This window comes from Methylobacterium sp. D53M, from assembly GCF_053345625.1.
This window is the reverse complement of sequence record NZ_JBKFAL010000015.1, coordinates 99,713-126,098: the sequence shown is the minus strand read 5'-3', so window position 1 is coordinate 126,098 and position 26,386 is coordinate 99,713. Positions and strand designations below refer to the sequence as shown.

At 72.7% G+C, this 26,386-nt stretch carries 28 protein-coding genes; 13 read left to right on the top strand and 15 right to left on the bottom strand.

The features are described from left to right. Positions 1–3: 3 nt before the first annotated feature. The 6 genes from ACLBYG_RS20175 to ACLBYG_RS20150 all read right to left on the bottom strand — a co-directional run bounded on the left by ACLBYG_RS20175 (position 4) and on the right by ACLBYG_RS20150 (position 6,093). Positions 4–411 (bottom strand): MucR family transcriptional regulator, encoded by a 408-nt coding sequence (locus ACLBYG_RS20175; RefSeq protein ID WP_020093775.1) that lies wholly within the window; start codon positions 409–411, stop codon positions 4–6. A gap of 476 nt (positions 412–887) precedes the next feature. Beyond that, entirely contained in the window at positions 888–2,216 is a 1,329-nt protein-coding gene (locus tag ACLBYG_RS20170) for an MFS transporter (protein WP_056523767.1), read from the bottom strand. 339 nt (positions 2,217–2,555) lie between these two features. Beyond that, entirely contained in the window at positions 2,556–3,482 is a 927-nt protein-coding gene (locus ACLBYG_RS20165; protein ID WP_020093778.1) for a hydroxymethylglutaryl-CoA lyase, read from the bottom strand. Beyond that, on the bottom strand, positions 3,479–4,672 hold the full coding sequence (locus ACLBYG_RS20160) for a CaiB/BaiF CoA transferase family protein (RefSeq protein ID WP_020093779.1): 1,194 nt from the start codon (positions 4,670–4,672) through the stop codon (positions 3,479–3,481). The genes ACLBYG_RS20165 and ACLBYG_RS20160 overlap by 4 nt, the downstream gene beginning before the upstream one ends. A gap of 100 nt (positions 4,673–4,772) precedes the next feature. After that, positions 4,773–5,693, bottom strand: a complete 921-nt coding sequence (locus ACLBYG_RS20155; protein ID WP_056523758.1) for a LysR substrate-binding domain-containing protein — start codon at positions 5,691–5,693, stop codon at positions 4,773–4,775. Between the two features lie 25 nt (positions 5,694–5,718). After that, complete coding sequence (locus tag ACLBYG_RS20150; protein WP_091980027.1) at positions 5,719–6,093, bottom strand: hypothetical protein; 375 nt, start codon at positions 6,091–6,093, stop codon at positions 5,719–5,721. Positions 6,094–6,323: 230 nt separating this feature from the next. On the opposite strand from ACLBYG_RS20150, the gene ACLBYG_RS20145 reads away from it, so the two are divergent. The 9 genes from ACLBYG_RS20145 to ACLBYG_RS20105 all read left to right on the top strand — a co-directional run bounded on the left by ACLBYG_RS20145 (position 6,324) and on the right by ACLBYG_RS20105 (position 14,962). Further along, entirely contained in the window at positions 6,324–6,947 is a 624-nt protein-coding gene (locus ACLBYG_RS20145; protein WP_376738905.1) for a LemA family protein, read from the top strand. A 34-nt stretch (positions 6,948–6,981) separates the two neighbouring features. Then, the gene (locus ACLBYG_RS20140) at positions 6,982–7,782 is read left to right on the top strand and encodes a TPM domain-containing protein (RefSeq protein WP_447682586.1); all 801 of its coding nucleotides are present in this window, start codon (positions 6,982–6,984) and stop codon (positions 7,780–7,782) included. Further along, a complete protein-coding gene (locus tag ACLBYG_RS20135) occupies positions 7,772–8,404 on the top strand; it encodes a TPM domain-containing protein (protein ID WP_447682585.1) in 633 nt (210 codons plus the stop codon). Before ACLBYG_RS20140 ends, ACLBYG_RS20135 begins: the two co-directional genes overlap by 11 nt. A gap of 303 nt (positions 8,405–8,707) precedes the next feature. Continuing rightward, a complete protein-coding gene (locus ACLBYG_RS20130) occupies positions 8,708–10,024 on the top strand; it encodes a glycosyltransferase (protein WP_447682584.1) in 1,317 nt (438 codons plus the stop codon). Beyond that, positions 10,024–10,260, top strand: coding sequence for a ferredoxin (locus tag ACLBYG_RS20125; protein WP_020093786.1), 237 nt, complete (start codon positions 10,024–10,026; stop codon positions 10,258–10,260). Before ACLBYG_RS20130 ends, ACLBYG_RS20125 begins: the two co-directional genes overlap by 1 nt. After that, entirely contained in the window at positions 10,257–11,582 is a 1,326-nt protein-coding gene (locus ACLBYG_RS20120) for an NAD(P)/FAD-dependent oxidoreductase (protein WP_447682583.1), read from the top strand. The genes ACLBYG_RS20125 and ACLBYG_RS20120 overlap by 4 nt, the downstream gene beginning before the upstream one ends. Continuing rightward, positions 11,575–12,816 (top strand): cytochrome P450, encoded by a 1,242-nt coding sequence (locus ACLBYG_RS20115; protein ID WP_447682582.1) that lies wholly within the window; start codon positions 11,575–11,577, stop codon positions 12,814–12,816. The genes ACLBYG_RS20120 and ACLBYG_RS20115 overlap by 8 nt, the downstream gene beginning before the upstream one ends. Positions 12,817–13,001: 185 nt before the next feature. After that, the gene (locus ACLBYG_RS20110) at positions 13,002–14,177 is read left to right on the top strand and encodes a zinc-dependent alcohol dehydrogenase (protein WP_091681780.1); all 1,176 of its coding nucleotides are present in this window, start codon (positions 13,002–13,004) and stop codon (positions 14,175–14,177) included. A gap of 116 nt (positions 14,178–14,293) precedes the next feature. Then, positions 14,294–14,962, top strand: a complete 669-nt coding sequence (locus tag ACLBYG_RS20105; protein ID WP_447682581.1) for an SOS response-associated peptidase — start codon at positions 14,294–14,296, stop codon at positions 14,960–14,962. A 6-nt stretch (positions 14,963–14,968) separates the two neighbouring features. Here the strand turns inward: ACLBYG_RS20105 and ACLBYG_RS20100 are convergent, their stop codons facing one another. From ACLBYG_RS20100 to ACLBYG_RS20090, 3 genes are all read right to left on the bottom strand, one after another. Next, the gene (locus tag ACLBYG_RS20100; protein ID WP_447682580.1) at positions 14,969–15,745 is read right to left on the bottom strand and encodes a lytic transglycosylase domain-containing protein; all 777 of its coding nucleotides are present in this window, start codon (positions 15,743–15,745) and stop codon (positions 14,969–14,971) included. Between the two features lie 72 nt (positions 15,746–15,817). Beyond that, on the bottom strand, positions 15,818–16,078 hold the full coding sequence (locus ACLBYG_RS20095) for a hypothetical protein (RefSeq protein ID WP_020093792.1): 261 nt from the start codon (positions 16,076–16,078) through the stop codon (positions 15,818–15,820). Between the two features lie 47 nt (positions 16,079–16,125). Beyond that, entirely contained in the window at positions 16,126–16,416 is a 291-nt protein-coding gene (locus ACLBYG_RS20090; RefSeq protein ID WP_170855206.1) for a hypothetical protein, read from the bottom strand. A 137-nt stretch (positions 16,417–16,553) separates the two neighbouring features. Between ACLBYG_RS20090 and ACLBYG_RS20085 the strand changes: the two genes are divergently transcribed. Continuing rightward, the gene (locus ACLBYG_RS20085; protein WP_100252755.1) at positions 16,554–16,775 is read left to right on the top strand and encodes a hypothetical protein; all 222 of its coding nucleotides are present in this window, start codon (positions 16,554–16,556) and stop codon (positions 16,773–16,775) included. A gap of 77 nt (positions 16,776–16,852) precedes the next feature. Here the strand turns inward: ACLBYG_RS20085 and ACLBYG_RS20080 are convergent, their stop codons facing one another. After that, positions 16,853–18,109 carry a hypothetical protein gene (locus ACLBYG_RS20080; protein WP_447682579.1) on the bottom strand — a complete coding sequence of 419 codons (1,257 nt, stop codon included), beginning with the start codon at positions 18,107–18,109 and terminating at the stop codon, positions 16,853–16,855. A gap of 115 nt (positions 18,110–18,224) precedes the next feature. Here ACLBYG_RS20080 and ACLBYG_RS20075 point away from each other — a divergent pair, with 115 nt between their 5' ends. From ACLBYG_RS20075 to der, 3 genes are all read left to right on the top strand, one after another. Further along, positions 18,225–18,836, top strand: coding sequence for an NnrU family protein (locus ACLBYG_RS20075; protein WP_447682578.1), 612 nt, complete (start codon positions 18,225–18,227; stop codon positions 18,834–18,836). Positions 18,837–18,964: 128 nt separating this feature from the next. Further along, a complete protein-coding gene (locus ACLBYG_RS20070) occupies positions 18,965–19,675 on the top strand; it encodes a tetratricopeptide repeat protein (RefSeq protein WP_091927367.1) in 711 nt (236 codons plus the stop codon). 31 nt (positions 19,676–19,706) lie between these two features. After that, positions 19,707–21,056: a ribosome biogenesis GTPase Der gene (gene der, locus ACLBYG_RS20065; RefSeq protein ID WP_447682577.1), complete on the top strand. Its 1,350-nt coding sequence runs from the start codon at positions 19,707–19,709 to the stop codon at positions 21,054–21,056. A gap of 122 nt (positions 21,057–21,178) precedes the next feature. Here the strand turns inward: der and ACLBYG_RS20060 are convergent, their stop codons facing one another. The 5 genes from ACLBYG_RS20060 to ACLBYG_RS20040 all read right to left on the bottom strand — a co-directional run bounded on the left by ACLBYG_RS20060 (position 21,179) and on the right by ACLBYG_RS20040 (position 26,177). Further along, complete coding sequence (locus ACLBYG_RS20060) at positions 21,179–22,297, bottom strand: carboxylate-amine ligase (protein WP_447682576.1); 1,119 nt, start codon at positions 22,295–22,297, stop codon at positions 21,179–21,181. A gap of 61 nt (positions 22,298–22,358) precedes the next feature. Beyond that, positions 22,359–22,769, bottom strand: coding sequence for a dihydrofolate reductase (locus ACLBYG_RS20055; RefSeq protein ID WP_012320823.1), 411 nt, complete (start codon positions 22,767–22,769; stop codon positions 22,359–22,361). Positions 22,770–22,965: 196 nt separating this feature from the next. Continuing rightward, the gene (locus ACLBYG_RS20050; RefSeq protein WP_447682575.1) at positions 22,966–23,715 is read right to left on the bottom strand and encodes an SDR family NAD(P)-dependent oxidoreductase; all 750 of its coding nucleotides are present in this window, start codon (positions 23,713–23,715) and stop codon (positions 22,966–22,968) included. A gap of 246 nt (positions 23,716–23,961) precedes the next feature. Beyond that, positions 23,962–25,437 carry an amidophosphoribosyltransferase gene (gene purF, locus ACLBYG_RS20045; RefSeq protein WP_447682574.1) on the bottom strand — a complete coding sequence of 492 codons (1,476 nt, stop codon included), beginning with the start codon at positions 25,435–25,437 and terminating at the stop codon, positions 23,962–23,964. A 131-nt stretch (positions 25,438–25,568) separates the two neighbouring features. Further along, on the bottom strand, positions 25,569–26,177 hold the full coding sequence (locus ACLBYG_RS20040; protein WP_056523728.1) for a CvpA family protein: 609 nt from the start codon (positions 26,175–26,177) through the stop codon (positions 25,569–25,571). Positions 26,178–26,386 lie beyond the last annotated feature (209 nt).

Sequence of the window (26,386 nt, the reverse complement as noted above, 5' to 3'; positions counted from 1 at the left end):
CGCTCAGGCCGCCTTGTGGCCGAGTTGGATCGCCCGGGCGATCTCCGAGCGCCGCGCGGCGTAGCCCGGGGCCACCATCGGGTAGTCGGCCGGCAGGCCGTACTTGGCCCGGTACCGCTCGGGGGTGAGGCCGTGCGCGGTGAGGTGGCGCTTCAGGGTCTGGTAGGACCGGCCGTCGATGAAGCTGATCAGGCCGTCCTGCTGGATCGAGGCATCGACCTGCGACTGGCTCAGCCCGACCCCGCCGAACTCCGACGGCGCGCAGCGGAGCACCGCGATCGCCGTGTGCACTTGGTCGATCAGCGCCGGCAGCGCCGTGACCTCGATCGCGTTGCGCGAGACGTAGGCCGCGACGATCGCGCCGACCTTCTCCAGCATGAAGGTTGAACGGTGGTCGGTGAGGTGGTCCATCTGAGACATCGCTGTTCGAGGGCGTCCCGATCCGCATGCCCCGTCTCCGGCGGGCCCGCTCGCGCGGGCTTTGCGGGACGAAACCGAGGCGACGGGCCAGCCGAGGGATTTCTACCTCAAGTTGATTTTACTCCGTTTCTTGAGGTTGCAGATAATATACAATATGAGCGGCCGGCGGTTTGTCCGGTAGCGCGAGGTTTTTTGCTCCGCCGCGCAACCGGCGGCATTCCCGCCATGGTTACTGATACGTTCACTGATTTCGGTCGCTGAGACCGGCGTCTGAACCGGATATCGGCATCGGCCGATCCCGGCGGCGCGCAACCTCGGGGCCCCCGGCGCCGATCCGGGACCGCTCGGTCGCGGTGGTCGCGCGCCTGACCGATCCCGCCCGCGCGGCATGCGGCCACGCCCGTCTCGCCCCGCTCCGGGGCCAGGCGCGACCCGCCGCCCCGGCCGCGCCGGGGCGGCGGTCCATGTCACGCCGCGCGGTCGCTCCGGCGCAGGCTCGCCGGCATGGCGAAGAGCGCGAGCCCGGCGGCGACGAGGCAGAGCACGCCGATCCCGTAGAGCGCGGGCGTCGTCGAGCCGGTGAGATCCTTCACCCAGCCGACCATCACCGGGCTGACGATGCCGCCGAACTGCCCGAGCGTGTTGATCAGCGCGATCCCGCCCGCCGCGCCGACGCCGGTGACGAGCTTGGCCGGCAGGGTCCAGAAGGTCGGGATCGACGCGACGATGCCGGCCCCCAGCAGCGCCAGGGCGAACATCAGCGGCACGATGTGCTTGTCGAACAGGCCGGCGCCGAAGAAGCCGAGCGCGGCCGCGATGGCGAGGCCGGCGACGAATTTCGGCCGCTCGCCCGAGGCGTCGGACAGGCGCCCGATCACCACCATGCTGATCGCCCCGCAGATGTAGGGGATCGCCGTCAGGAAGCCCACCGAGGCCGCCTGCCCACCGCTCGCGGTCTTGATCAGGTCCGGCCCCCAGAAGTTCAGGCCGTACGAGCCGATCTGGAGCAGGAAGTAGATCAGCGCGATCATCAGGAAGCCGGGCTGCTTGATCGCCCCGATCAGCGAGTGGTCGCCGATGTCCCGGTTGTGGTGTGCGATCCGGCTCGACAGGAGCGCCTTCTCGGGCTCAGACAGCCAGCGGGCATCGGCGATCCGGTCGTCGAGGCGCGTCAGCACGAGCATTCCGAGCACGAGGCAGGGCAGGCCGCCGGCCAGGAACAGCCATTGCCAGCCGGCGAGGCCGCCGACGCCGTTGAGGCCGCCGAGGATCAGGCCCGCCACCGGCGCCCCGAAGATCCCCGAGAAGGCCGAGGCCACGAACATGAACGAGGTGATGCGGCCGCGATGCGAGGCCGGGAACCAGATGGTCAGGTAATAGAGGATGCCCGGCGCGAAGCCCGCCTCCATGGCGCCGATCAGGAAGCGCAGGGCGTAGAAGTGCCACTCGCTGCGGATGAAGATCATCAGCGCGGTGGCGATGCCCCAGGAGATCATGATCCGGGCGATCCAGCGCCGCGCCCCGACCCGGTAGAGGAACAGGTTCGAGGGCACCTCGAAGATCACGTAGCCGACGACGAACATGCTCGCGCCGAGCCCGTAGGCGACGTTGCTGAAGCCGAGGTCGCTCTGGAGCTGGAACTTGGCGAAGCTGATGTTGATGCGGTCGAAGAACGCGAACATGTAGCAGATCATGATCAGCGGCATGAGCCGCCACGCGACCTTGCGGACGACGCCGGTCTCCGTCACCGCGCCGGCCTCGGCGGCGGCCGGCGACCCGGACAGGGCTGCGGTCATGGTTTCCTCCGTGGTGTGTTCTTGAGGGACGTGTCGTGCGCGGTGCCGCCTTCGGGCGGGCGGCTTCCCGCGAAGTCAGGTTCGGGCGCAGCTCACGGCACACGACGGCGACGCCGCTTTCGCCGGACGAGGCGCGGGTCCCCTCTCCCAAGCGGGAGAGGGACAGGGTGAGGGATCAGGTCTGTCCGGATGAGAAGCGTCCTGCCGGCGCGTCGACGGTGTGCCGCATCCGGAGAGTTCTCATCCCTCACCCCGACCCTCTCCCGGACGGGAGAGGGAGCGCGTCGCGTCCAACGCGTGGGGCGGGCCATTGTGAGCCCGCCCCTCCCCGTCTCCGGCTCAGGCCGCCCGGGCGGGGGCCGGATGCAGGTCGCAGGGCCGTCCGGCCTTGGCGACCTGGCCGGGCACGTCGTGGCCGACGAGGCGCGGCAGGTCCCGCGACAGGCCGATCAGCGCCGGGAGGTCGAGGCCCGTCGGCAGGCCCATCTCGTGGGCCATGCTGACGAGATCCTCGGTGCAGATGTTGCCGGTGGCACCGGGCGCGAACGGGCAGCCGCCCAGGCCGCCGAGCGCCGCATCGAAGCGCCGGGCGCCCGCGTCGTAGGCCGCCAGCACGTTGGCGAGGCCGAGGCCGCGCGTGTTGTGGAAGTGGAGCGTCAGGCGCCCGGGACCGACCAGGGGCAGGACCCGCGCGACGAGGCGGCTCACCTGCCGGGGATTGGCCATGCCGGTCGTGTCGGCCAGCGTCACCCCGTCGACGCCCAGCGACAGGTAGCGCTCCACCTGCGCGACGACCCTGTCGGCCGGCTGGTCGCCCTCGAACGGGCAGCCGAAGGCGGTCGCCACCGTGGCGTTGGTGCTGAGCGGGGCGCCGCGCACCGAATCCATGATCCGCGCGAAGCCGGCGATCGAGTCGGCCGGGCTCATGCCCATGTTGGCGCGGTTGTGGGTCTCACTCACCGAGGCGACGAGGTTGATCTCGTCGACCCTGGCGGCGAGCGCCCGCTCGGCGCCCTTCGGGTTCGGCACCAGGGCGACGTAGACGGTCCCGGACCGGCGCCGGATCCCGGAGAAGACCTCGGCCGCGTCGGCGAGCGCCGGCACCGCCTTCGGCGAGACGAAGGACGAGACCTCGATCCGGCTGAAGCCGGCCGCCGCCAGGGCGTCGATCAGGCGGATCTTCTCCGCCGTCGGCACGAAGACCGGCTCGATCTGGAAGCCGTCGCGGGTCGCGACCTCCTGGACGATCAGCGCGTCGCCGCTCATGCCACGGCTCCCTTCTCGCGCAGCGCGGCGATGCGCGCCGGGTCGAGACCGAGCTCGGCGAGCACGGAATCGGTGTGGGCGCCGAGGGCCGGCCCCTGCCAGCGGACCTCGCCGGGCGTGTCGGAGAGCTTCGGGACGATGCCGGGCATCTTCACCGCGGTCCCGCCGGGCAGCTCCGCCTGCAGGATCATGTCGCGCGCCTGATAATGCGGGTCGGCCACGATGTCGGCCACCGAGTAGATGCGGCCGGCCGGCACGTCGGCGGCGTCGAGGGCGGCGAGCGCCTCCTCGACCGTCTGCGTCTTCGACCAGTCGGCGATGGTGCCGTCCAGCATGGCGGATTGCCTGGAGCGTCCCTCGTTGTTGCGCAGCGCCGGGTCGTCCGCGAGGTCGGGACGGCCGATCGCCGTCATCAGGCGGCGGAAGATCGGGTCGCTGTTGCCGGCGATGACCACGTAGCCGCCGTCCCGGGTCGGATAGGTGTTCGACGGGGTGATGCCCGGCAGCGCGCCGCCGGTGCGGGTGCGGACCTCACCGAGCAGGTCGTACTCGGGGACGAGGCTCTCCATGACGTTGAACACGCTCTCGACGAGCGAGACGTCGATGACCTGACCGGCGCCCTGCCCGGTCTTGACCCGCAGCAGGGCCATCAGCGCGCCGATGACGCCGTGGAGCGAGGCCAGGGTGTCGCCGATGCTGACGCCGACCCGGGCCGGCGGGGCCTCCGGGCTGCCGGTGGTGAAGCGGATGCCGCCCATCGACTCGCCGATGGCGCCGAAGCCGGGCCGGTCGCGGTAGGGGCCGGTCTGGCCGTAGCCCGAGATCCGGACCATCACGAGCTTCGGGTTGAGGGCGGAGAGCACGTCCCAGCCGAGGCCGAGCTTCTCCAGGCCGCCGGGACGGAAGTTCTCGACCACCACGTCGGCGCTCGCGGCGAGCTGCTTGACGATGTCGAGCCCCTCGGGCGACTTCAGATTGACGGCGATCGACTTCTTGTTGCGCGACTGCAGGTACCACCAGAGCGAGGTGCCCTCGTGCATCTTGCGCCACTTCCGGAGGGGATCGCCCTCACCCGGGGGCTCGACCTTGATGACCTCGGCGCCGAACTCGGCCATCAGCCGCGTCGCGAAGGGCGCGGCGATCAGCTGACCGAGCTCGAGAACGCGGATACCGCTGAGCGGACCGGACACGGCTTTCCTCCATCGTTTGTTGCCCCGGAGATAGGGCTCTTCCGGTAGCCAAGTCCAAACGCCATGCACCACCGTGCGTTCGCCGCAGGAGAACGCACGCTCAGCGACCGGCGGCCCGGAGATGCTCCAGCAGGAGGGCGGCCGCCGGCGACAGGGCGCCCGGGCGGACCACGAGGCGCAGCGTGCGCACGGCCCAGGGATCGGTGAGCGGCACCGCGGCGAGCCGCATCGGCGGCCCGAGCAGGGCGTAGACGCGCTCCGGCACGGTCCCGAGGCCCAGCCCGACCTGCGCCATGCGGCAGATCGCGTCGAAGCTCGGGACGTGCATGCGCAGCCGCAGCGGCCGGCCGAGGCGCCGGGCCTCGTCGCGCAGGGCGGCGTAGATCGAGCTCTCCGCGTGCAGCCCGACATGGTCGTAGTCGAGTGTGTCGGCCAGCGCGACGGCGCCGCGGCCGCTCAGGGGATGTCCGGCCGGCATCACCAGGACGAGGCGGTCGCTCCGGTACGGGTAGGCGGTGAGGCTGCGGGTGTCGGTGTTGTCGGCGCAGAGGCCGAGATCGGCGAACCCCTCCTCGACGCCGGCGACGACGCCGCCGCTCGGCCGCTCCTCCAGGTCCACCCGGATCCCGTCCTGCGCCGCCAGGAAGGCCTGCAGGTCCTCGGGCAGGAACTCCACGATGGCCGAGAGGTTGGCGAGCACCCGCACGAATCCGCGCACGCCCCGGGCGTGCTCGGCGAGTTCCAGGGCGATCTGCTCGGCGCTCGCCAGCATCCGGCGCGTGTGGTGCAGCAGGGTCTCACCCGCCGGGGTGAGCCGCATGCCGCGCGGCTCGCGGGTGAGCAGGGTGCAGCCCAGCGCGTGCTCCAGCTCGGCGAGGCGCTTGCTCACCGCCGAGGGCGCGATCGCCGCCCGGCGGGCCGCGCCGTTCAGGGTCCCCTCCGCGCAGATGGCCGCGAACAGCCGGAGCGTCTTCAGGTCGAGGCGGCTCAGGGTCGCGGCCGCGGGCAGGTCGGCGGACATTCGGCGGCTCGTTGCGGGCGCGCCGTCAGTCGCGGGATCCGACCGGCTGGCCGTAGGTGCCGAGACCGGCCTTGGCCCCCTCCCGGTTGACGAGGCCGAAGCGCAGCACAGCCTGCTCCAGGTAGTCGATCGCGTCGACGAGGTGGGCGCGCGCCGCGGCGACGCTCTCGTCCCCCTCCTCGACCGGTGTCTCGGCGAGCTTCACGGCGGCGATCAGGACGCGGTCGCGCTCGTCCTCGATCCGCGGATCGCGGGCGAGGTGGCCCCGGACCCGGGCGTCGAACGTCGCGATGACCGACCAGGGCAGCGCGTCCTTGCCGGACGGCGCCCGGTACGCCCGAGCGTGGCGCCGCGCGTCGGCGCTGGCGGCCCTGACATGGTCGGCGAGTGCTGCATCCATTCCCGGCCTCCGCGGCGCCGCGCCGATCGGTCCTCGGCCGGACCATCGGCTCGAGGGTCCGAACGTGCGCCGGCCCGGTCCGTTGCCGACGCCCTTAGCGGGCCGCGCCACAAACCTTCAAGACCCGTCGGGCGAGGGCCTTACCTTGGCGGTTCCGGCCCTTATCTCTCGGGCTCGTGATCAAGCGGCCGAGTCTCGGCCGGCAGATGGGGGACGATATGGGAACGACGCTGACGGCCGGCGCGGTGCGCCGGACATCGCCCGCGGCGCGCCTCCTCGGCGTGCTCTCGGTGATCCTGGTGGCCGCGGGTCTCTCCGGCTGCGGGGCGGTGAACCGGGTGCCGACGCTGCAGGAGCAGGCCAAATCCGCGTGGAGCGAGGTGCAGAACCAGTACCAGCGGCGGGCCGACCTGATCCCCAACCTCGTCGAGACCGTGAAGGGCTACGCGCAGCAGGAGAAGGACGTGCTGATCGGCGTCACCGAGGCGCGCGCCAAGGCGTCCAGCGTGAAGGTCGACGCCTCCACGGTCAGCGATCCGCAGAAGTTCAAGGAGTACCAGGACGCCCAGAACCAGCTCTCGGGCGCGCTCGGACGCCTCTTGGTGACGGTGGAGCGGTACCCCGACCTCAAGTCCAACCAGAACTTCCTCGCCCTGCAATCCCAGCTGGAGGGCACCGAGAACCGCATCGCGGTGGCGCGGCGCGACTACATCACGGCGGTCCAGGCCTACAACACCGAGGTGCGCACGATCCCGGGCCGCTGGATCGCGGCGGTCCTGTACCCCGACGCCAAGCCGATGGAGACCTTCACGGCGACGCCGAACGCCGACCGGCCGCCGAACGTGAAGTTCTAGGATGCGGCGCGTGGGGCGGCGCGTAGGACCGACCATGACCCGGACCCGGGGCGGGATCCTGCCCGACCGGGTGCGGCTCGCCCTGTCGCTCGCCGTCCTGGCGGCCTGCCTGACGGTCTTCGCGCTCGGGGCGCTGGCGGCCGAGCTGACCTTCCCGGCGCTGACCGGCCGCGTCGTCGACGCGGCCGGCATCCTGACGCCGGAGCAGCGCGGCACCCTCGAGGCCAAGCTGAAGGCGCACGAGGACAAGACCTCGGACCAAGTGGTCGTCGCCACGGTGCCGAACCTGCAGGGCACGACCGTCGAGGACTACGCCAACCGCCTGTTCCGGGACTGGAAGCTCGGGCAGGCCAAGACCAACAACGGCGTCCTGCTGCTGGTGGCGCCGAGCGAGCGGAAGGTCCGGATCGAGGTCGGCTACGGCCTGGAGGGGGCGCTGACCGACGCCCTGGCCAAGGTGATCATCGCCGGCGCCATCACGCCGCGTTTCAAGACCGGCGACTATTTCGGCGGCCTCGACGCCGGCGTCGACGGCATCCTGTCGATCCTGGCCGGCGACGCGCAGGACTGGCAGCGCAAGCCGCAGGTGCGGTCCGACGAGGTCGATCCCGCCCAGGTGGCGGTCTTCGTCGTCCTGCTCCTGATCGTGGTGTTCGTCGCGTGGCGCATGAGCCGGGGCGGCCGGTCGGGACCCGGCGGCCTCGTCATCCTGCCGGGGCCCGGCTCGGGCGGGTGGGGCGGCGGCTTCTCGGACGGCGGGTCGGGCGGTTTCGACGGTGGATTTTCCGGCGGCGGCGGCTCGTCGGGCGGCGGAGGGGCCTCCGGTGACTGGTAGACGCGCGGCTGTCCTGACTCCGGAAGCGCGGGAGCGGCTCGCCCAGGCGGTCGGGCGCGCGGAGGCCGGGACCTCCGGCGAGATCGTCGTGATGGTGAGCCGGCGCGCCGGCGCCTACCGCTCGATCGTGCTGCTCACCGCCCTCGTCACGGCGCTGGTCCTGCCCTGGCCGCTGATCGCCCTGACCGCCTGGAGCGCCGCGTCGATCCTGCTGGCGCAGGCGGCCCTCGTGGCGGCGATCCTCGCGGCGAGCCAGAACGAGCGGCTGCGCATGGCCCTGGTGCCGTGCCGCCTGCGCCGCGCCCGCGCCCGGGAGGCGGCCCGCCGGGCCTTCTGGTCGCGCGGCCTGAGCCTGACGCGCCGGCGCACCGGCATCCTGCTCTACCTGTCGCTCGCCGAGCGGCACGCCGAGATCGTCACCGATCTCGGCGTCCTGCGGGAGATCCCGCCCTCCGCCTGGGACGGGATCCTCGCCGAGCTCATACCGGCGCTCGGGCGCGGCGCCATCGAGGACGGCCTGACGGCGGCGGTCGCGCGCGTCGGGGCCTGCCTGGCGGAGCACCTCCCCGCGGGCCCGGGCGATCCCGACGAGCTGCCGAACCGGGTCGTCGTGGTCGACTGACGGCGCCGCCGGCCGTCGCGGTCGGGCGTCCGTGACGCGTCATCCGAACGGTGGAGGCGCCGAAATCCAGCAGGCCGCACGATCGCTGTGGCCTGTGACACTCCGATATTGCGTCGGACTTCAACCGGATGCCATGGTGCGGCGCCGCACCAAGCACCTTGGGGTTGTGTAACTGCGCTGGACCGGCCGCGATTTCCCCTGTGAGTCCGGCGCGCCGGGGGCCACGGGGCACCCGCGCGTGAAGGCGCCGGCACCCGAGCAGGAGCGACGCCGGCCCGACCGGCGGCGCTCGAGGAGGCCGTGATGAAGATCCTGATCGCCGCGACGCCGCTCACCGGCCACGTGAACCCGCTCCTCGCCATCGGTCGGACGGTGGCGGCCCGGGGGGACGACGTCCTCGTGCTCACCGACCCGGCCTTCCGGCCGAAGGTCGAGGCGGCGGGCCTGCGCTTCACGCCCTACGCGGACAACCACGCGGCCGAGTACCGCGAGACCGAGCTGCCGGCCGGCCCGGAGCGCTACCGCCGCGAGTTCGAGCGCCGGTTCGTGGATCCGATGCCGGTCCAGGCCGCCGCCCTGCGGGCGCTGATCGCGGCCGAGGCGCCCGACGTGATCCTGGCCGGCAGCATGTTCCTGGGCGCGCTGCCGCTGCTGCTCGACAGCGCGCCGCGGCCGCCGATCGTGACCGTCAACGTCAGCATCCTGTTCCTCGACCGGCCCGACCACGCGCCCGTGGGCCTCGGCCTGCCGCCGGCCCGCGACCGGGACGACCTCGTCCGCTACGCCACCCTGAAGGCCGGCATGGACGCGGCCTTCGTCAATACGGTGCGGGCCTACACGGACGCGAAGCTCGCCGCGCTCGGCCTGCCGCCCCTGCCGGCGTCCCTGCCCCACTCGATCGTGGTCCTGCCGAACCTGTTCCTGCAGCCGACCGTGCCGGGCTTCGAGTACGAGTACGGCACCCTGCCGCCCGGCCTGCGCTTCATCGGCCTGCTCGATCCGCCGACGCCGCCCGCGCCGCTCCCGGACTGGTGGCCCGATCTGGAGGCGGCGAACGCGGCGGGCCGGCCCGTCGTGCTGGTCACCCAGGGCACGCTGGCCAACGCGGATTTCGGCGAGCTGGTCGAGCCGACACTGACCACCCTGGCCGACCGGGACGATCTGCTGGTCCTGGCCACCACCGGCGGCCGCCCGGTAGACACGCTGAAGGTTCCGGTCCCGGCCAACGCCCGGGTGTCGTGCTTCCTGCCGTTCCGCGAATTGCTGCCGCGGGTGAGCGTGCTGGTGACCAACGGCGGCTACGGCAGCGTCTCGCAGGCGCTCGCCGCCGGCGTGCCGATCGTGTCGGCCGGCCTGACCGAGGACAAGGCGGAGGTGAACGCGCGCATCGGCTGGTCCGGCGTCGGGATCAACCTCGGGACCAACGCGCCGGCCCCGGAGGCGGTCGGCGCCGCGGTGGCGCGGGTGCTCGGCGAGCCCGACTTCCGGGCGCGCGCCGGGGCGCTGCGGGACGCCTTCGCGGCCCGGGACGCCATGGCGTCGATCCTGACGGCTCTGGACGATCTCGCGCGCGCCGGGACCGATGCCGGGACCGCGCGCCGGCTGGCGAGGTCGGCGTGATGCCGGCCTCCGACACCGCGGCCCTCCGGGTCGTCGTGGATCTCAACCGCTGCCAGGGCTACGCCCAGTGCTGCTACGCCGCGCCGGACGCCTTCGCGATCCGCGGCCACGAGATCCTGTTCTACGATCCCGCGCCGCCGGCCGACCGCCGCGGCGCCATCGAGCGGGCCGTGCAGGCCTGCCCGGTCCGCGCCATCAGCCTCCAGGCCGGCCCGGACGACGGAGACGCGCCGTGACTCCCGAACCCGCCGGCATCGTCGTGGTCGGCGCCTCCCTCGCCGGCCTGCGCGGCGCCGAGACGCTGCGGCGGGGCGGGTACGACGGCCCGCTCACACTGGTCGGCGCCGAGCCGTACCGGCCCTACGACCGCCCGCCCCTGTCGAAGCACGTGCTCGCCGGCGAGCTCGCCGCCGACGCGACCCGACTGCCGGAGCTGGCGGATCTGCGCGCCCGCTGGCGTCTCGGGAGCCCGGCCGTCGCCCTCGACCGGGTAGCCCGCACGCTCCGGCTCGCCGACGGGTCGGCGCTGGCCTACGAGGCCCTGCTCATCGCCACCGGCGCCGAGGCCCGGCCCTGGCCGGCCGAGACCGGCGGCGGGCTCGCCGGCATCTTCACCCTGCGCGGGCGCGACGACGCGGCCGCCCTGCGGGACGCCCTGCTGGCGCGCCCGCGGCAGGTGCTCATCGTCGGCGGCGGCCTGATCGGCTGCGAGGCGGCCTCCTGCCTGCGCGACCTCGGCCTGCCCGTGACCCTGGTCGACCCGAACGCCGCGCCCCTGGCCCGGGGTCTCGGGACCTTCGTCGGCGGCGTGATCGCCGAGCGTTTGCGCGAATCCGGCGCCACGTTCCGCCCCGGCACGATGGTGCGGGCGTTCGAGGGCGACGCGGCGGGGCACGTCGCCCGGGCCCGGCTGGCGGACGGCAGCACCATCGAGACCAACCTCGTCATTGCCGCCCTTGGGGCGACCCGGGCGACGGGCTGGCTGCGGGGCGCGGGCCTGCGCGCGGATGCCGGCGGCGTGACCTGCGACGCCGCCTGCCGGGTCCTCGACGCCGACGGGGTGCCCTGCCCGGACATCTACGCCGCGGGCGACGTCGCCCGGTGGCCGATCCCGCTCTACGGCAATCGCCTGATCGCCGCGGAGCACTGGGGCAACGCCGTCGAGCAGGCCGCCCACGCCGCGAGCAACATGCTGGCCGGGCCCGGCGAGCTGCGCCCCTACGGCCACCTGCCGGCCTTCTGGTCGAGCCAGTTCGGGATCAACATCAAGCTGGTCGGCCTCCCCGACGGCGCCGATTCCGTGGCGGTGGTGCAGGGTTCGCGGGCCTCCCGGCGCTTCCTCGCCGTCTACGGCCGTGCGGGGCGCAGCATCGCGGCCGTCTCGTTCGATCAGGCGCGCTGGCTGCCGGCCTACGCGGAGGCGATCACGGCCGGCGACCCGTTCCCGCCGATCACCGACGCCACCGACCGGCCGCGCGTCGAGATGGCGGCACCGGGCTTCCCGCCGCCGCACCGAGCCGCCCCGGCGCGGCCTTCCGCCGAGACCGTCCATGTCTGACGACGCGCTGTTCGCCGCCGTGATGGATCCGGCCAACCGGGCCGACCCGTACCCGCTCTATCGACGGATGCGGCAGCAGCCGGTCTCCCGCCAGCGCGAGGGCAGCTACGTCGTCTCCACGCACGCGGCGATCCGCAGCCTGCTGTTCGACCCGCGGCTCAGCTCCGAGGATCTGCCGCCGCCCCGGCGGCCCCGCACCGGCAACCCGCTCAAGGACCTGATCCTCAACCCGATCAAGAACCGCATCAGCGCCACGCACCGCCCGTTCATCTTCCGCGATCCGCCGGACCACGACCGGCTGCGCAGCCTGGTGATGCGGGAATTCTCGATCGCGCGGGTTCAGGCGCTGCGGCCGCGGATCGCCCGAGAGGTGGACGGCCTGATCGACGCGTGCCGGGACCGGCGGGAGGTCTGTCTCGTGAGCGACCTCTCCTACCCGCTGCCGGTGACGGTGATCTGCGAGCTGCTCGGCGTGCCGCGCGAGGACGAGCCGCGGTTCCAGGCCTGGGCGACGCAGCTCGCCACGGCCGTCGAGCCGGACGCGCGCCACGACGACGCGACCCGGCGCCAGATCGTCGGCGCCTTCGACGAGATCGCCGCCTACATGCGCGACCTCATCCGCGAGAAGCGGCGGCGCCCGGCCGACGACATGCTGAGCGGCCTCGCCGCCCCCGGTCCGGACGGCCGGAAGCAGATGAGCGACTTCGACCTCCTGTCGACGGCGGTCCTGCTGCTGGTCGCCGGTCACGAGACCACCGTGAACCTCATCACCAACGCCATGCTGACCCTGCTCCGGCACCCCGAGGAGCTGGAGCGGCTCCGGGCCGATCCGGAGCGCGCGCCGCGGCTGATCGAGGAGATCCTGCGCTACGAGCCGCCGGTGCACTTCCGGACCCGCAAGGCCCTCGGCGCGATCGCGGTGGCCGGCGAGATGATCCCCAAGGGGGCCCCCGTCATCCTGATGTTCGCCGCCGCGAACCGCGATCCCGACCGGTTCGCGGAGCCCGACCGCTTCGATCCCGACCGGGGCGACATCGAGCATTTCGGCTTCGGCGGGGGCCTGCACTACTGTGTCGGCGCGCCCCTGGCGCGGCTCGAGGCCGAGATCGCCCTGGTGGCGCTGAGCCGCCGCCTCGTCGCCCCGCGGCTCGCGGTCGATCCGCCGCCCTACCGGCCGGGCGCGTCGCTCCGGGGGCCCGAGCAGCTCGGCATCGGCATCGACGGGATCGCCTGATCCGGACCGGGCCGGCGCGAGTCGTAAAGCGACGGTGAACGGGGCTGTTTCACGTGAAACATTCGTAAACCCCTTCGCCCGCGGTGGGCGGACGGCGACGCCGGAACTTGGCCGTGCCGAGGCGGGCTTTACGGGAGAGCGGCCGAGACGGCCGCAATCCCGAGAGCTTCCGGAGAGACGACGCCATGAAGGCATTGTGCTGGCACGGCCGCAACGACATCCGCTGCGACACGGTCCCGGATCCGGTCATCGAGGATTCCCGCGACGTCATCATCAAGGTGACGAGCTGCGCGATCTGCGGCTCGGACCTGCACCTGATGGACGGCCTGATGCCGACCATGAAGAGCGGCGACGTCCTCGGCCACGAATTCATGGGCGAGGTCGTCGAGGTCGGACAGGGCTTCACCAAGTTCAAGAAGGGTGACCGGATCGTGGTGCCCTTCAACATCAATTGCGGTGCATGCCGGCAGTGCAAGCTCGGCAACTTCTCGGTCTGCGAGCGGTCGAACCGCAACGCCGAGATGGCGGCCGCGCAGTTTGGCTACACGACGGCCGGCCTGTTCGGCTACTCGCACCTCACCGGGGGCTACGCGGGCGGCCAAGCCGAGTACGTGCGCGTGCCCATGGCGGACGTCGCCCCCATGAAGGTTCCGGACGGCATGGACGACGAATCCGTCCTGTTCCTCACCGACATCCTGCCCACCGGCTGGCAGGGCGCCGAGCACTGCGAGATCCGGGGCGGCGAGACGATCGCGGTCTGGGGCACCGGCCCGGTCGGCATCTTCGCGATCCAGTCCGCGAAGATCATGGGGGCCGGGCGGATCATCGCCATCGAGACCGTGCCCGAGCGGATCGCCCTGGCCAAGAAGGCCGGCGCCACCGACGTCATCGACTTCATGAACGAGGACGTGTTCGAGCGGATCAAGGAGATCACCAAGGGCCAGGGCGCCGACGGCGTGATCGACTGCGTCGGCATGGAGGCGAGCGCCGGCCACGGCGGCCTCACCGGCATGCTGTCGACGGTGCAGGAGAAGCTCACCGCCACGGAGCGCCCCTACGCGCTGGCCGAGGCCATCAAGGCGGTCCGCCCCTGCGGGATCGTCTCGGTGCCGGGCGTCTACGGCGGGCCGATTCCGGTCAACATGGGCTCGATCGTCCAGAAGGGCCTGACCCTCAAGAGTGGCCAGACCCACGTGAAGCGCTACCTCGAGCCGCTGACCAAGCTGATCCAGGAGGGCAAGATCGACATGACCTCCCTGATCACCCACCGCTCGCAGGACCTCGCGGAGGGTCCGGACCTCTACAAGACCTTCCGCGACAAGAAGGACGGCTGCGTGAAGGTGGTGTTCCACCTGAACTGAGGGGCGGCGGCGTCCCGGTCGGCGATCGGCCGGGACGCCCCTCTCCGCCGGGCTGGGCGCGGCGTCCCGAAAGCGTGTAGAGCCGGCAACGCGCTCACCGACCACGCGGGGTGTCCATGTGCAATCTCTACAGCCTGCGGACCGGCCCAGCGGACCTGCGCCGGGCCTTCGAGATCGCGGAGGATCGCACCGGAAACCTCCCGCTGTTGCCGGCTATCTTTCCCGACCAGCTGGCGCCTGTGGTCCTGAACGGCGCGACCGGCCGCGACCTCGCGATGATGCGCTGGGGCATGCCCGGCCCGAAGGCGTTCGGCGAGCACCCGATCACCAACGTGCGCAACGCCGCGAGCCCGCACTGGCGGCCCTGGCTCGGCGTCGCCCACCGCTGCCTCGTGCCGGTCACCGCCTTCAGCGAGTACGCCGACACCAAGCCGCGCAAGACGCCGGTCTGGTTCGCCCTGGACGAGGACCGGCCGCTCTTCGCCTTCGCGGGGATCTGGCGGCCCTGGACCGGCGTGCGCGGCACGAAGCGCGAGAACCCCGACCGCGTCGCCGCGGAGCACCGGCTCTTCGCCTTCCTGACCACCGAGGCGAACGGCGTCGTCGGGCCGGTCCATCCCAAGGCCATGCCGGTCCTGCTCACGAAGCCGGAGGAATGGACGACGTGGCTGGAGGCGCCGACCGCGGAGGCGCTCCGGCTCCAGCGGCCGCTCCCGGACACGGCGATGCGCGAGGTCGCCCGCGGCGCGCGCTCGGACGGGCCCGAGGCCGAAGCCGAGGCGTGAGAGGCGCTAGCCGCCGGCCGGCTCGCCGGAGGACCCGTCGGGCGCGGCCGACCAGCCGCGGGCCCGCCAGCGCGACACCACGGCGGCGTTGAGCCGGGCGATGCGCGCCCGGTGCGCCTCCCAGAACGACATCGGCTTCGCCGGGACGGCGGCGACGCGCGTCCGGTAGATGGGCCCCGCCGGCCGCGCGGCGAGGCGGTCCGGCGCGGCCGCGCGGGCGCTCGCCCGGACGACGCGCGCCTCCGGGTTGCCGAGGATCGCCTGGGCGCGGGCGCAGTAGAGCTGCGACAGCGGCGACATCGCCTCCGAACCGTGGCCGGCCCGGTACTTCATCAGGGCGCGGCAGAGGTCCCCGTCGGCCCGGCGCCACGCCTCGGCGAGGTAGCGGACGCCGTAGCGGACGTTGATCTCCGGCGACGCCAGCTCGGCGACGGTGCCGCGGAAGCCGAGCATCGCCGCGGTGGTCGGGCGGACCTGCATCAGACCGACCTCGCCGACGCTGCCGACGACGGTGGGATCGTAGCCGCTCTCGATCCGCGCGACGGCGTCGGCCACCGCGAGGGGCAGGCCGGTGCCGGCGGCCTCGCGGGCGATGAGCGGCAGGTAGCGGGCGCGGGCGTCGGCGGCGACCGGTGCGGGCGCGGGTGCGGGCACGGCCGCAGGCGCGGGCGGGACCGGCGGCAGGGCTGCCATGCCGACGGCGTGCACCGCCAGGAAGGTGGCGGGCCGGGCCTGCGCGGGGGCGGCGCAGGTCAGCAGCAGGAGAAGCAACGGAGCGCGCATCGGCCGCCACGGAGAGGAACCGGGACCTGTCTATCCCGGCCGCCTCAACGAAGCCTTTCGCCGGCGCGCGCCCTACTGGATGGGGCCGCGGTCCCGCGCCTGAAGCAGCCGCAGGGCCTCGCCCAGGACCGCGTGGAGGTCGGCCGCGCCCTGCTGGCTCAGCGGCAGGCCGACCCGCTGCCCGTGGATCGTGTCGAGGACCAGCATGGCGAGGTCCTCGCCGATCAGCAGGTTGGATCCGGGCAGGCAGAGCGGCAGGACGAAATCGCCCTCGACCTCGCCGAGGGCGTCGACCGCGTCCGCGGGCCGGAAGGGCGGTTTCCGATCGGTCATCGCTCCCCTCCTCGCATTCCTCCCGGCGCCGGTCACGGCGCCGCGGCTCAGCCGCGGTCCGGCATCCGCACCGACCGCACCGTGAGCGTGTCGATCTCCAGCGAACCGACCTCCAGGGTGCCGACCCGGGCGCGGCCAACCGAGAGGCGACCGATCGCGAAGGCGCCGACCGCCACGACGCCGAGGGCCGCGGCCCCGAGGGCCAGCGCGCCCAGGGCCGACGCCCCGATCGCCCCCGCGCCGACGGCGCCCGATCCCAGGATCGCCGTGTCGTGGGACGGGATCACCCCCGTCCCGTCGGGGCGGCTCTGCGCCTCCGGAACCCTCGAACGCGACATGCGGATTCCTCTCCGAGCGGGCGACTCCGGAGCCAGCTATACCCGACGTTAACCGCGTTTTCACGCCGCTCGGAGACGATGGCGCTCGATCCCGGCCGGCCCGGACCGCGCGTCCGCCGCCAGAGAGGACGTCGCCCGTGCAGCACCTGTTCCAGGCCGTCGCGATCTTCGCGTTCGGCTGCCTGCTGATTCATGCCGGTCGCGCCTACGCCCGGGCGACCACGCTCCTGCTCTCCGCGACCGCGCTGATGCTGAGCGTCACCCTCGGCACCGTGCTCTGCCAGCGGATCGGCCTCCCGGGGCGCTCCGTCGCGGCCGGCCCGTCCTACACGGTGGCGCTCGGCCGGCCCGCTCCGTAGAGCCGCGTCCGGTCGGACGGGATGCGCCCGAGGCTCGGGACGGTGTCGCGCGGCGGGGCCGCGCCGGTCGAGCGGGATCAGGGCCAGACGCGGATCGCCACCGGGCGGCGCAGCAGGTCGCGGTCGGAGGTGATCGTGCAGCCCTCCGCGCGCAGGCTCGCGTAGGTCAGCAGCGCCCGGTCGCCGACGTCGTCGAAATTGCGGCCGCGCGCGTCCGGGTCGAGCAGCGACGGGTAGGCGAGGAGCGGCGCCGTCGCCGCGCACGGGTCGTCGTAGAGGGTCGCGCCCTCGAGCAGCAGGCGCGGGCTGTCCCAGGTGATCAGGTCGCGGGAGGTGGTCCAGTAGAAGCCCGACCGGGGAAAGCCCTCCCCCGCCTTGGCCATGAACACGGCGATCCAGGCGCCCGTGCCGCGGTGCCGGACGACGGCGCCGACCGGGCCCGGGAACGGCCCGACCGGCCGGCAGGTCGCCGTGTTCGGGCGGGCAGCGCGGTAGGGGTCCGGGAAGGCGGCGGTGAAGCCGGTGCCGGTCCAGGCCCGCCAGCGGGTCGGATCGGCCGGGTCGTCGCTGCGGAACAGGCAGACCCCGGCCTCCTGATCGCTGCCCGGTCGGGTCCAGCCGGTGGTCGAGGCGAGGAAGTACCGCCACGTCCCGTCCGCGACGATGTTCGACGGGTTGAAGAAGCCGCGGTGGCGGCCCTGGTCGATCTCCTGCCGGAACGGCGCCCCGGCGACCACGACAGGCGGGCTCTGGCGCTTGAAGCTGCGGCCGCCATCCGTCGAGGCTGCGGCCGTGATCGTGTTGTACCAGCAGGCCATGTAGCTGGCCGCCGGGCAGCGGCCGGGATGCTCGTTGGCCTGGTACTCGTGGTGGAGGAGCGCGGCCACGCGGCTCCCGTCCTCGGTCCAGGTGGCGGTGATCCAGGAGCGGTCGTCGTAGGTGGCCGGATCGGGCTTCTCGCCCGAATCGAGCACCACCGCGCAGTCGATCTTGAGATGCTCGAGGTCGGGACCGCGCAGCGCCCGGTTGCGGTAATGCATCCCGTAGAGCGCCACCGCGCCCGACGCGTCCCGGAAGGCGCGCGCCGGCGCGTCGGGCACGTCGGCGCCGTCGCAGGCGTCGCGCCCCGCCTTGAAGACGAGCGCGGGTGGCCCGACCAGCGTCAGCGCCGAGAGCGGCGGCTCCGGCGCTGACGCTGCAACGCGCGGGATGAGCGGCAGAAGCGCCAGGGGGAGCGCCAGAGTGAGCGTCGGCAGGATCCGGCGCGCCGCCGTCCCGGAGCCGGTTGGGCGCGCGGCGCGCGTCCGTCCGGCGATCCCGTTCGCCCAACCCATGATCGCCACCCGGCTGCGTCCCGGCCGCGCCTGGACAAACAGGCGGAGATTCGCTTGAGAACCATTACAGAGTGCTTGCCGCCGACTGGACGCGCGGCCCGACCGAAAGTCATCCATGGTTCTCCTGATCCTCGGGCTGGTGCTGTTCCTCGGCACGCACGCCTTCTCGATGGCCCGCACCCGGCGCGCCGCGATCGTCGGCCGGATCGGCGAGGGCCGCTACAAGCTCGGCTACACCGCCCTGTCGCTGCTCGGGCTCGTGCTGATCGGGATCGGCTTCCACGATTACCGGCTCGCCGGCTACATCCCGGTCTGGGATCCGCCGGTCTGGACGCGCCACCTCGCCCTGGCGCTGGTCTGGCCCGCCTTCGTGTGCCTCGCGGCCGCCTACCTGCCCGGCCATATCCGCGCCAAGGCCAAGCACCCGATGCTGCTCGCCGTGAAGATCTGGGCGACGGCGCACCTCCTCGCCAACGGCGATCTCGGCTCGATGCTGCTGTTCGGCGGCTTCCTCGCCTGGGCGGTGACCGCCCGGATCAGCGCCAAGCGCCGGGGCCTCGCCCCGGGGGCGGTCGCGGCCCAGCACGGCGGTCCGGCGGCGGCCCCGCTGGGCTGGCGCAACGACGTCCTGGCCCTGGTGATCGGCACGGCCGCGTGGTTCGTCTTCGCCCGCTACCTGCACTACCCGGTGATCGGCGTGCCGGTCTGGCCGGGTACCCCGGCCTGAGCCGGCCCCCGAGACGACACCCGAGACGGCCCCGAGACATGGCCTGTCGCCAACCCGGCGCCCGTGTGTTAGGCGCGGGGCCCGAACGCGACGAGGTGGCCCGCTGAGATCATGCGGGCCGGGATAGAATGGCCGAGAACAACGAGTTCCTCCGCGAAGTCGACGAGGATTACCGCCGCGACCGGATCCTCCAGATCTGGAAGCGCTACAGCGGCGTGATCATCGCGCTCGCCGTGCTGCTGGTGGCGGGCGTCGCGGGCTGGCGCTACTGGCAGGCCCAGCAGCGCGCGGCGGCCGAGGTGGCCTCGGTGCAGTTCGACGACGCCAACCGCCTCGCCAAGGACGGCAAGGTCGCGGAGGCCGACAAGGCCTTCGACGCCCTCGAGGCGCAGGGTCCGGCCGGCTACCGCCTGCTCGCCCGGTTCCGCGCCGCGGCGGAGACCGGCAAGCGCGACCCGGCGGCCGGGGCCGCGGAGTTCGACAAGCTCGCCGACGATACCGGCCTCGGCGACGGCCTGCGCGACCTCGCGCGCCTGCGCGCCGCGCTGCTGCGCCTCGACGGGCAGAACCCGGATCCGGCGCTCGCCAACCTCCAGGGCCTCGCGGCCGGGACCCCGTTCCGCCACACCGCCCGCGAGATGCTGGGCCTCGCCGCCCTGAAGAAGGGCGATTACGAGGACGCCAGCCGCTGGTTCGACCAGATCGTGGCCGATCCCGACACGCCACGGAACCTGCGCGAGCGGATCGAGGTCTACGCGGCGATCGTGGCGGGCGGTCCCGTGACGGTGACCGCGGCCAAGCCCGAGCCCGCCGCGCCGCCCCCGCCGATCACGCGCTGATTTCATCGTCCGGACTGTTTCGAGAACCACCATGGATATGCCGACCGTCGCGATCGTCGGGAGGCCGAACGTCGGCAAGTCGACCCTGTTCAACCGCCTCGTGGGCAAGAAGCTCGCGCTGGTCGACGACCGGCCCGGCGTGACCCGCGACCGGCGCGAGGGTGACGTCGCGTTCGGCGGCCTCCAGTTCCGGGTGATCGACACCGCCGGCCTGGAAGAGGCCGACGCCGCGACCCTCACCGGCCGGATGCGCATGCAGACCGAGGCGGCGATCCTCGCCGCCGACGTCGTGCTGTTCGTGATCGACGCCCGCGCCGGCGTGCTGCCGGCCGACCAGCCCTTCGCCGAGCTGGTGCGCCGCGCCGGCTGCCCGGTGATCCTGATCGCCAACAAGGCCGAGGGCGGCGCCGGCCTCGCCGGCGCCTACGAGGCCTTCACCCTCGGGCTCGGCGACCCGATCCCGTTCTCCGCCGAGCACGGCGAGGGCCTGGGCGAGCTGCACGAGGCGCTCAAGGGCGCCCTGCCCCAGCGCGACGAGGACGAGGAGGCCGACGACGACGCCCCCGGCGGCCGCGCCCTAAAGGTCGCGATCGTGGGCCGCCCGAATGCCGGCAAGTCGACCCTGATCAACCGCATGCTCGGCGAGGACCGGCTGCTCGTCGGTCCCGAGGCCGGCATCACCCGCGACTCGATCTCGCTGGACTGGGAGTGGCGCGGGCGGCGGATCAAGCTGCACGACACCGCCGGGATGCGCCGCCGCGCCCGGATCGACGACAAGCTGGAGAAGCTCGCGGTCTCGGACGGTCTGCGCGCGGTGCGCTTCGCCGAGGTGGTGGTGGTGCTCCTCGACGCGACGATCCCGTTCGAGAAGCAGGACCTCACCATCGTCGACCTCGTCGAGAGCGAGGGCCGCGCCCTGGTGATCGGCCTCAACAAGTGGGATCTGGTCGCCGACCAGCCGGGCCTGCTCAAGCAGCTCCGCGAGGATTGCACCCGGCTGCTGCCGCAGGTGCGCGGCGTCGGGGTCGTGCCGCTCTCCGGCCTCGCGGGCGACGGTGTCGACAAGCTGATGCAGGCGGTGGTGCAGGCCGCCGAGGTCTGGGACCGGCGCGTCTCGACCTCGCGCATCAACGACTGGCTGAACGAGGCCACCTCCCGCAACCCGCCGCCGGCGGTGTCGGGCCGGCGGATCAAGATCCGCTACGCCACCCAGGTGAAGAGCCGGCCACCGCACTTCGCGCTGTTCGGCAACCAGCTCAACGCCCTGCCGAAATCCTACACGCGCTACCTCGTGAACGGCCTGCGCGAGGCGTTCGACCTGCCGGGCACGCCGATCCGCCTGTCCCTGCGCACCTCGCAGAACCCGTTCGACAAGGGCTGATCCGAGCTCCTGTCGTCCTTGCGAGCGGAGCGAAGCAACCCAGGCAGCGTCACGATGGCCGACGTCGCGCAACCCTGGGTCACGTCGCTGCGCTCGTGATGACGGCGCGGATGCGGCAGTGCTCAGCGCGCCGCGTCGGCGATCCAGTCCACCGCGGCCGCCAGCGCGGCGCGCTCGTCCTGATCCGCGGCGAGCGCGGCCTCGTAGGCCGCGATCTGCCCGTCCGCGCTGGTCCCCTCGGCCACGATCGCCCGCGCGCGGGCCACGTCCGCCGCGCAGCCGAGGGCGTCCGCGTCCTCGGCCACCAGCGTGAGCACCGCCTCCAGCGCCTCGGCGAACGGCACGGCCTCGCCGCGCGCCTCGTCGATCAGGGACGCGGCGACGCCGCTGTGCTGGGCGCGCCAGAGGTTCTCCGAGGCCAGCGCCCGCGAGACGCCGTCGAGCCCGGCATGGAGGTCCGGCCGGCGCGCGCACAGGCGCACGAGGCAGCGGAACAGCGCGGCGATGCAGAGCGAATCGTCGAGGCGCGTGCAGGCGTCGGCGATGCGCAGTTCCAGGGTCGGGAACTTGATGGAGGGCCGCAGCGACCACCACAGGAAGCTCGCGTCCGCGATGGCGCCCGACCGGGTCATGATGGCGACGAACCGCGCGTGGGCGGCGGCGTCGGCGAACAGTTCCGGCAGGCCCGTGCGCGGCAATTCCCCGAAGACGCTGAGCCGGTAGGCCCGCAGGCCCGTCGCCTCGCCCTGCCAGAACGGCGAGGAGGCCGACAGCGCGAGCAGCAGCGGCTGGAACGGCAGCAGCCGGTTCATCAGGTCGACCCGGGCGTCGGGGTCCGGAACCTCGACGTGGACGTGCATGCCGCAGATCAGGGCCCGCCGGGCCGCGATGCCGACATCCGACAGGATACCCTTGTAGCGCGCGCCGTCGGTGGCGGTCTGGCGCGACCAGCGCGCGAGGGGATGCGTGCCGCAGGCCAGCAGCCGGAGGCCGTTCTCGGCCGCGATCCCCGCGAGCTGTGCCCGCTGGCCGCCGAGGTTGTCGCGGGCGGCCGCCGCGTCGGTGAGCGGCGGCGTGCAGACCTCGACCTGCGCGGCGACCAGCTCGCGGCCCGTCTCGGGCAGCTCCGCCTTGACCCGCGCGTGGAAGGCGGCGAGGTCGCCCCGCGGCGTCCCCCGGGTCTCGGCATCGGCCAGGAAGTACTCCTCCTCGATGCCGAAGCGGTAGCTCGGGGCGCTCATCGTGGTCTCCGGAAAACGCGACGCGTGCGCGCCAACGCGCCGGCGGGGACGAAGGTGCCGCTCAGGGCGTCCGCAGCGGCCCGCCGACCAGCCAGGCGGGGTCGAACCAGCGGTCGGCCTCGCCGTCGTAGGGCAGGCGCGTGATGTCCCAGTTCTGGATGTACCGCGCGTAGACGTTCCACACCGCGATCCCGCCGCCGACGAAGATTCGCCGCCCGGGATAGCGCTTGAGCACCGCCTCCGGATCCTCGTGGCTGCGGATCACGTCGATGGTGCGGTCCTTGAAGGCGAATTCGGGCACCGAGGCCACCGTCTTCGGCCCGGCGATCAGCACGTGGCCCATGGTCAGCGCGAAGAAGCGCGTGACGTCCTCCACGAAGAGCGGGTCGGTGTTGCCCTCCCAGGGCAGGTGGCCGTTGAGGCCGAGCTGGCCCCGCAGGCCGATCGCGCAGATGCAGCGGACGTCGATCATCGTGATGAACTCAGAGAGGAAGATCAGGCCCGTCCCATACAACCCCTCATCCCGAGGTGCCCGGGCGAGCGGACCGCGAAGGAGGGCTCCAGGGATCGCGCGACCTCCGGGCCGTTCTCGCGAGGCCTCCGCTTCGCTCCGGCACCTCAGGGTGAGGCAGGCGGTGGGATGTGCGTTCGAATAACAGCGCAGGAGCTCACTCGGGTGCGCGGAAACTCAGCACCCGGTCGGTGGGGAAATCGTAGAGCTTGCCGGTCTCGGTCCAGTCCGGGGACGCGAGCCTTACGAAATGGGGCGCGAGCTCCTCGGGCGTCCGGAGGGTCTCGGGGTCCTCGCCGGGCATGGCCGAGCGGCGCATGCCGGTCCGCAGGGGGCCGGGATTGAGCAGCATGGCCCGGATCGCCGCGCTCTCGTTCTCGGCCGCGTAGGTCCGCACCAGGGCCTCCAGCGCCGCCTTCGAGACCGAGTAGGGCCCCCAGTAGGGCCGGCACTTCGCGGCGGCCCCCGACGAGACGAAGATCGCCCGGCCGGCGTCCGACATGCGCAGCAGCGGGTCCAGGGAGCGGATCAGGCGCCAGTTGGCGGTGACGTTCACGTCCATCACCTGCCCCCAGATCTTCGGGGTGATGTGGCCGATCGGCATGAGCGCGCCGAGGATGCCGGCATTGGCGACCAGGATGTCGAGGCGCTTCCAGCGCTCGTTGATCGCCGCGCCGAGGCGGTCGATCGCGTCGTAGTCGGCGAGGTCGAACGGCACCAGGGTGGCGCTGGAGCCGGCGGCGCGGATCGCGTCGTCGAGCTCCTCCAGGGCGCCCACGGTGCGGGCCACCGCGATGACGTGCGCGCCGGCCCCGGCCAGCGCCAGGGCGGCGGCGCGCCCGATGCCGCGGGACGCGCCGGTGACGACCGCGACGCGGCCTTCTAGGGGTCTTTGGGAGTCAGCCATGGGGAGCACGTAGCGCATTCCCGCGCCAAGGGTCGAGGAGTCCGGTTTCAAATGGCCAGTAACCGGGCCCTTTCGACCACTTTCGGTCGATGGCCCCGACCCGCGTCTTTGCGAGCGCAGCGAAGCAATCCAGGCGGCGCCATGCTCACCGATGTTGCGCTACCCTGGATTGCTTCGCTCCGCTCGCAAAGACGGCTGTGCCGAAGCCGTGTCTCTGCTTTGCCGGTCGCGCCCTTCCGGAGAGGCTCAGTCGGCCTCGGCCAGCATGGCGAAGCGCTTCGGGCCGGCGATGGACAGGTCGGTCAGGCCCGTCGGGTAGTCGCCCGTGAAGCAGTGGTCGGTGTATTGCGGGCAGGCCGCGTTCCGCGCCTCCTCGCCCATCGCCCGGTAGAGGCCGGGGATCGACAGGAAGGCCAGCGAATCGGCGCCGATATACTTGCGCATCGCCTCGAGATCGTGGGTCGCGGCGAGCAGCTTCTCCCGCTCGGGCGTGTCGATCCCGTAGAAGTCCGGATAGGTGATCGGCGGCGAGGCGATCCGGAAATGCACCTCCGCGGCGCCGGCCTCGCGCATCATCCGGACGATCTTCACCGATGTCGTGCCGCGCACGAGGCTGTCGTCCACGAGGACGATACTCTTGCCCTCGATCGCCGCGCGGTTGGCCGAGTGCTTCATCCGGACGCCGAGCTCGCGCACCGACTGGGTCGGCTGGATGAAGGTCCGGCCGACATAGTGGTTGCGGATGATGCCCATCTCGAACGGGATCCCGGTCTCCTGCGAGAAGCCGAGCGCCGCCGGCACGCCGGAATCCGGCACCGGCACGACGATGTCGGCGGGCGCCGCGGCCTCGCGGGCCAGCTCCCGGCCGATCGCCTTGCGCACCGCGTAGACGCTCTTGCCGTTCACCACCGAGTCCGGCCGGGCGAAGTAGATGTACTCGAAGATGCAGGGCCGCATCGGCACGGCGTCGGCGAAGCGGATCGACTCGATCCCCTCCTCGGAGATCACCACGATCTCGCCGTTCTCGATGTCGCGCACGAACCGGGCGCCGATGATGTCGAGCGCGCAGGTCTCGGAGGCCAGCATGTAGCGGCCGTCGAGTTCGCCCAGCACCAGCGGGCGGATGCCCAGCGGGTCGCGCGCGCCGATCAGCTTCTTGTTGGTGAGCGCCACGATCGCGTAGGCGCCCTGGATCGCCTGCAGGGCGTCGATGAACCGCTCGATGATCCGCGGCTTCCGCGAGCGGGCCGCGAGGTGCAGGATCACCTCGGTGTCGGAGGTCGACTGCGTGATCGCGCCTTCGCGCACGAGGTCGCGGCGGATCGACAGGGCGTTGGTGAGGTTGCCGTTGTGGGCGACCGCGAGGCCGCCGCTGGCGAGCTCGGCGAAGAGCGGCTGGACGTTGCGCAGGATCGTGCCGCCAGTGGTCGAGTAGCGCACGTGCCCGATGGCGGCGCGGCCCTTGAGGCGGGCGATCGTGTCCCCGTCCGAGAAGGAATCGCCGACGAGGCCGGGGCGGCGCTCGGAGTGGAACACCGAGCCGTCGAAGGAGACGATGCCGGCCGCCTCCTGGCCCCGGTGCTGCAGGGCGTGCAGGCCCAGCGCGACGATCGCCGAGGCGTCCGGATGGCCGAAGATGCCGAAGACGCCGCACTCCTCGCGGAGCGTGTCGCCGTCGAGATCGAGATCGAAGGTGTCGGTGGTGGCGGCGGCGTGTGACATGGGGCTGTCGATCACTCACAGATCCCGGCGGCGACGGGCCGGCGCGCCGGTCGTCGCGGAAGCAATCCGTACACCACCGGAACCGCTATCTAGGCGTTCCGCGCGACGAGACCTACGGCGAATACCGCAGATCAGCGTCGCGTCGGGGTCGGCGCGGTCTCGGTCCGGCGCTGCGGCGCCGCGTCGGTCTCGGCCGGGGCGTCGGCGGAATCGCTCGGCGGCGCGCCGGTCTTCGGCTTCTTGAACTGCTTGAGGAAGCCTTCCGGATTCTCGGGCAGCTGCGCCACCAGGGCGTCGCCGGACTTCTCCAGCATCGGGCGCGTGCGGGCCTGGGCGGCCCAGTCCGGCACCTTGCCCTGCACCAGCCACGACAGGAACACCCAGCCGATCACGCAGATCAGGAAGCCGCGGGCCGCGCCGAACAGGAAGCCGAGGGAGCGGTCGACTGCGCCGATCCGCGAGTCGAGCACGACGTCGGAGATCTTCACCGTGATGATCGACACGACGATCAGGGTGCCGAGGAAGATCGCCGCGATCGAGGCGACGAGCGCCACGGTGTCGCTGTTCACGTGCTGCTTCACGGTGGGCAGCAGCATGGGGTGGAGCGTCCACGCGACCGCGGCGGCCGCCACCCAGGCGACGATCGCCAGGACCTCGCGGGTCACACCACGCACGGCCGCGAGCAGCGCGGAGACCGCGACGATGCCGAGCACGGCGAGATCCAGGACGGTAAACGGCATCGTTGAGCTTTTTGGTACCCGCGGGGATAGCGCGTCGGCCGTGCGGCTCCCCCGGACCGCGGCGGATTTATACCAAGCCCGACCTCGGCCGTCACCCTGGCGCGCCCGCCTGATCGCGCGCCTGTGCCGTCCGTGCATCAGACGCGCCGATCACCGTGGCGCGAGCCGCCGCGGGGAATGCCCGGCTCCACCCGGGCACCGTCCCGGTG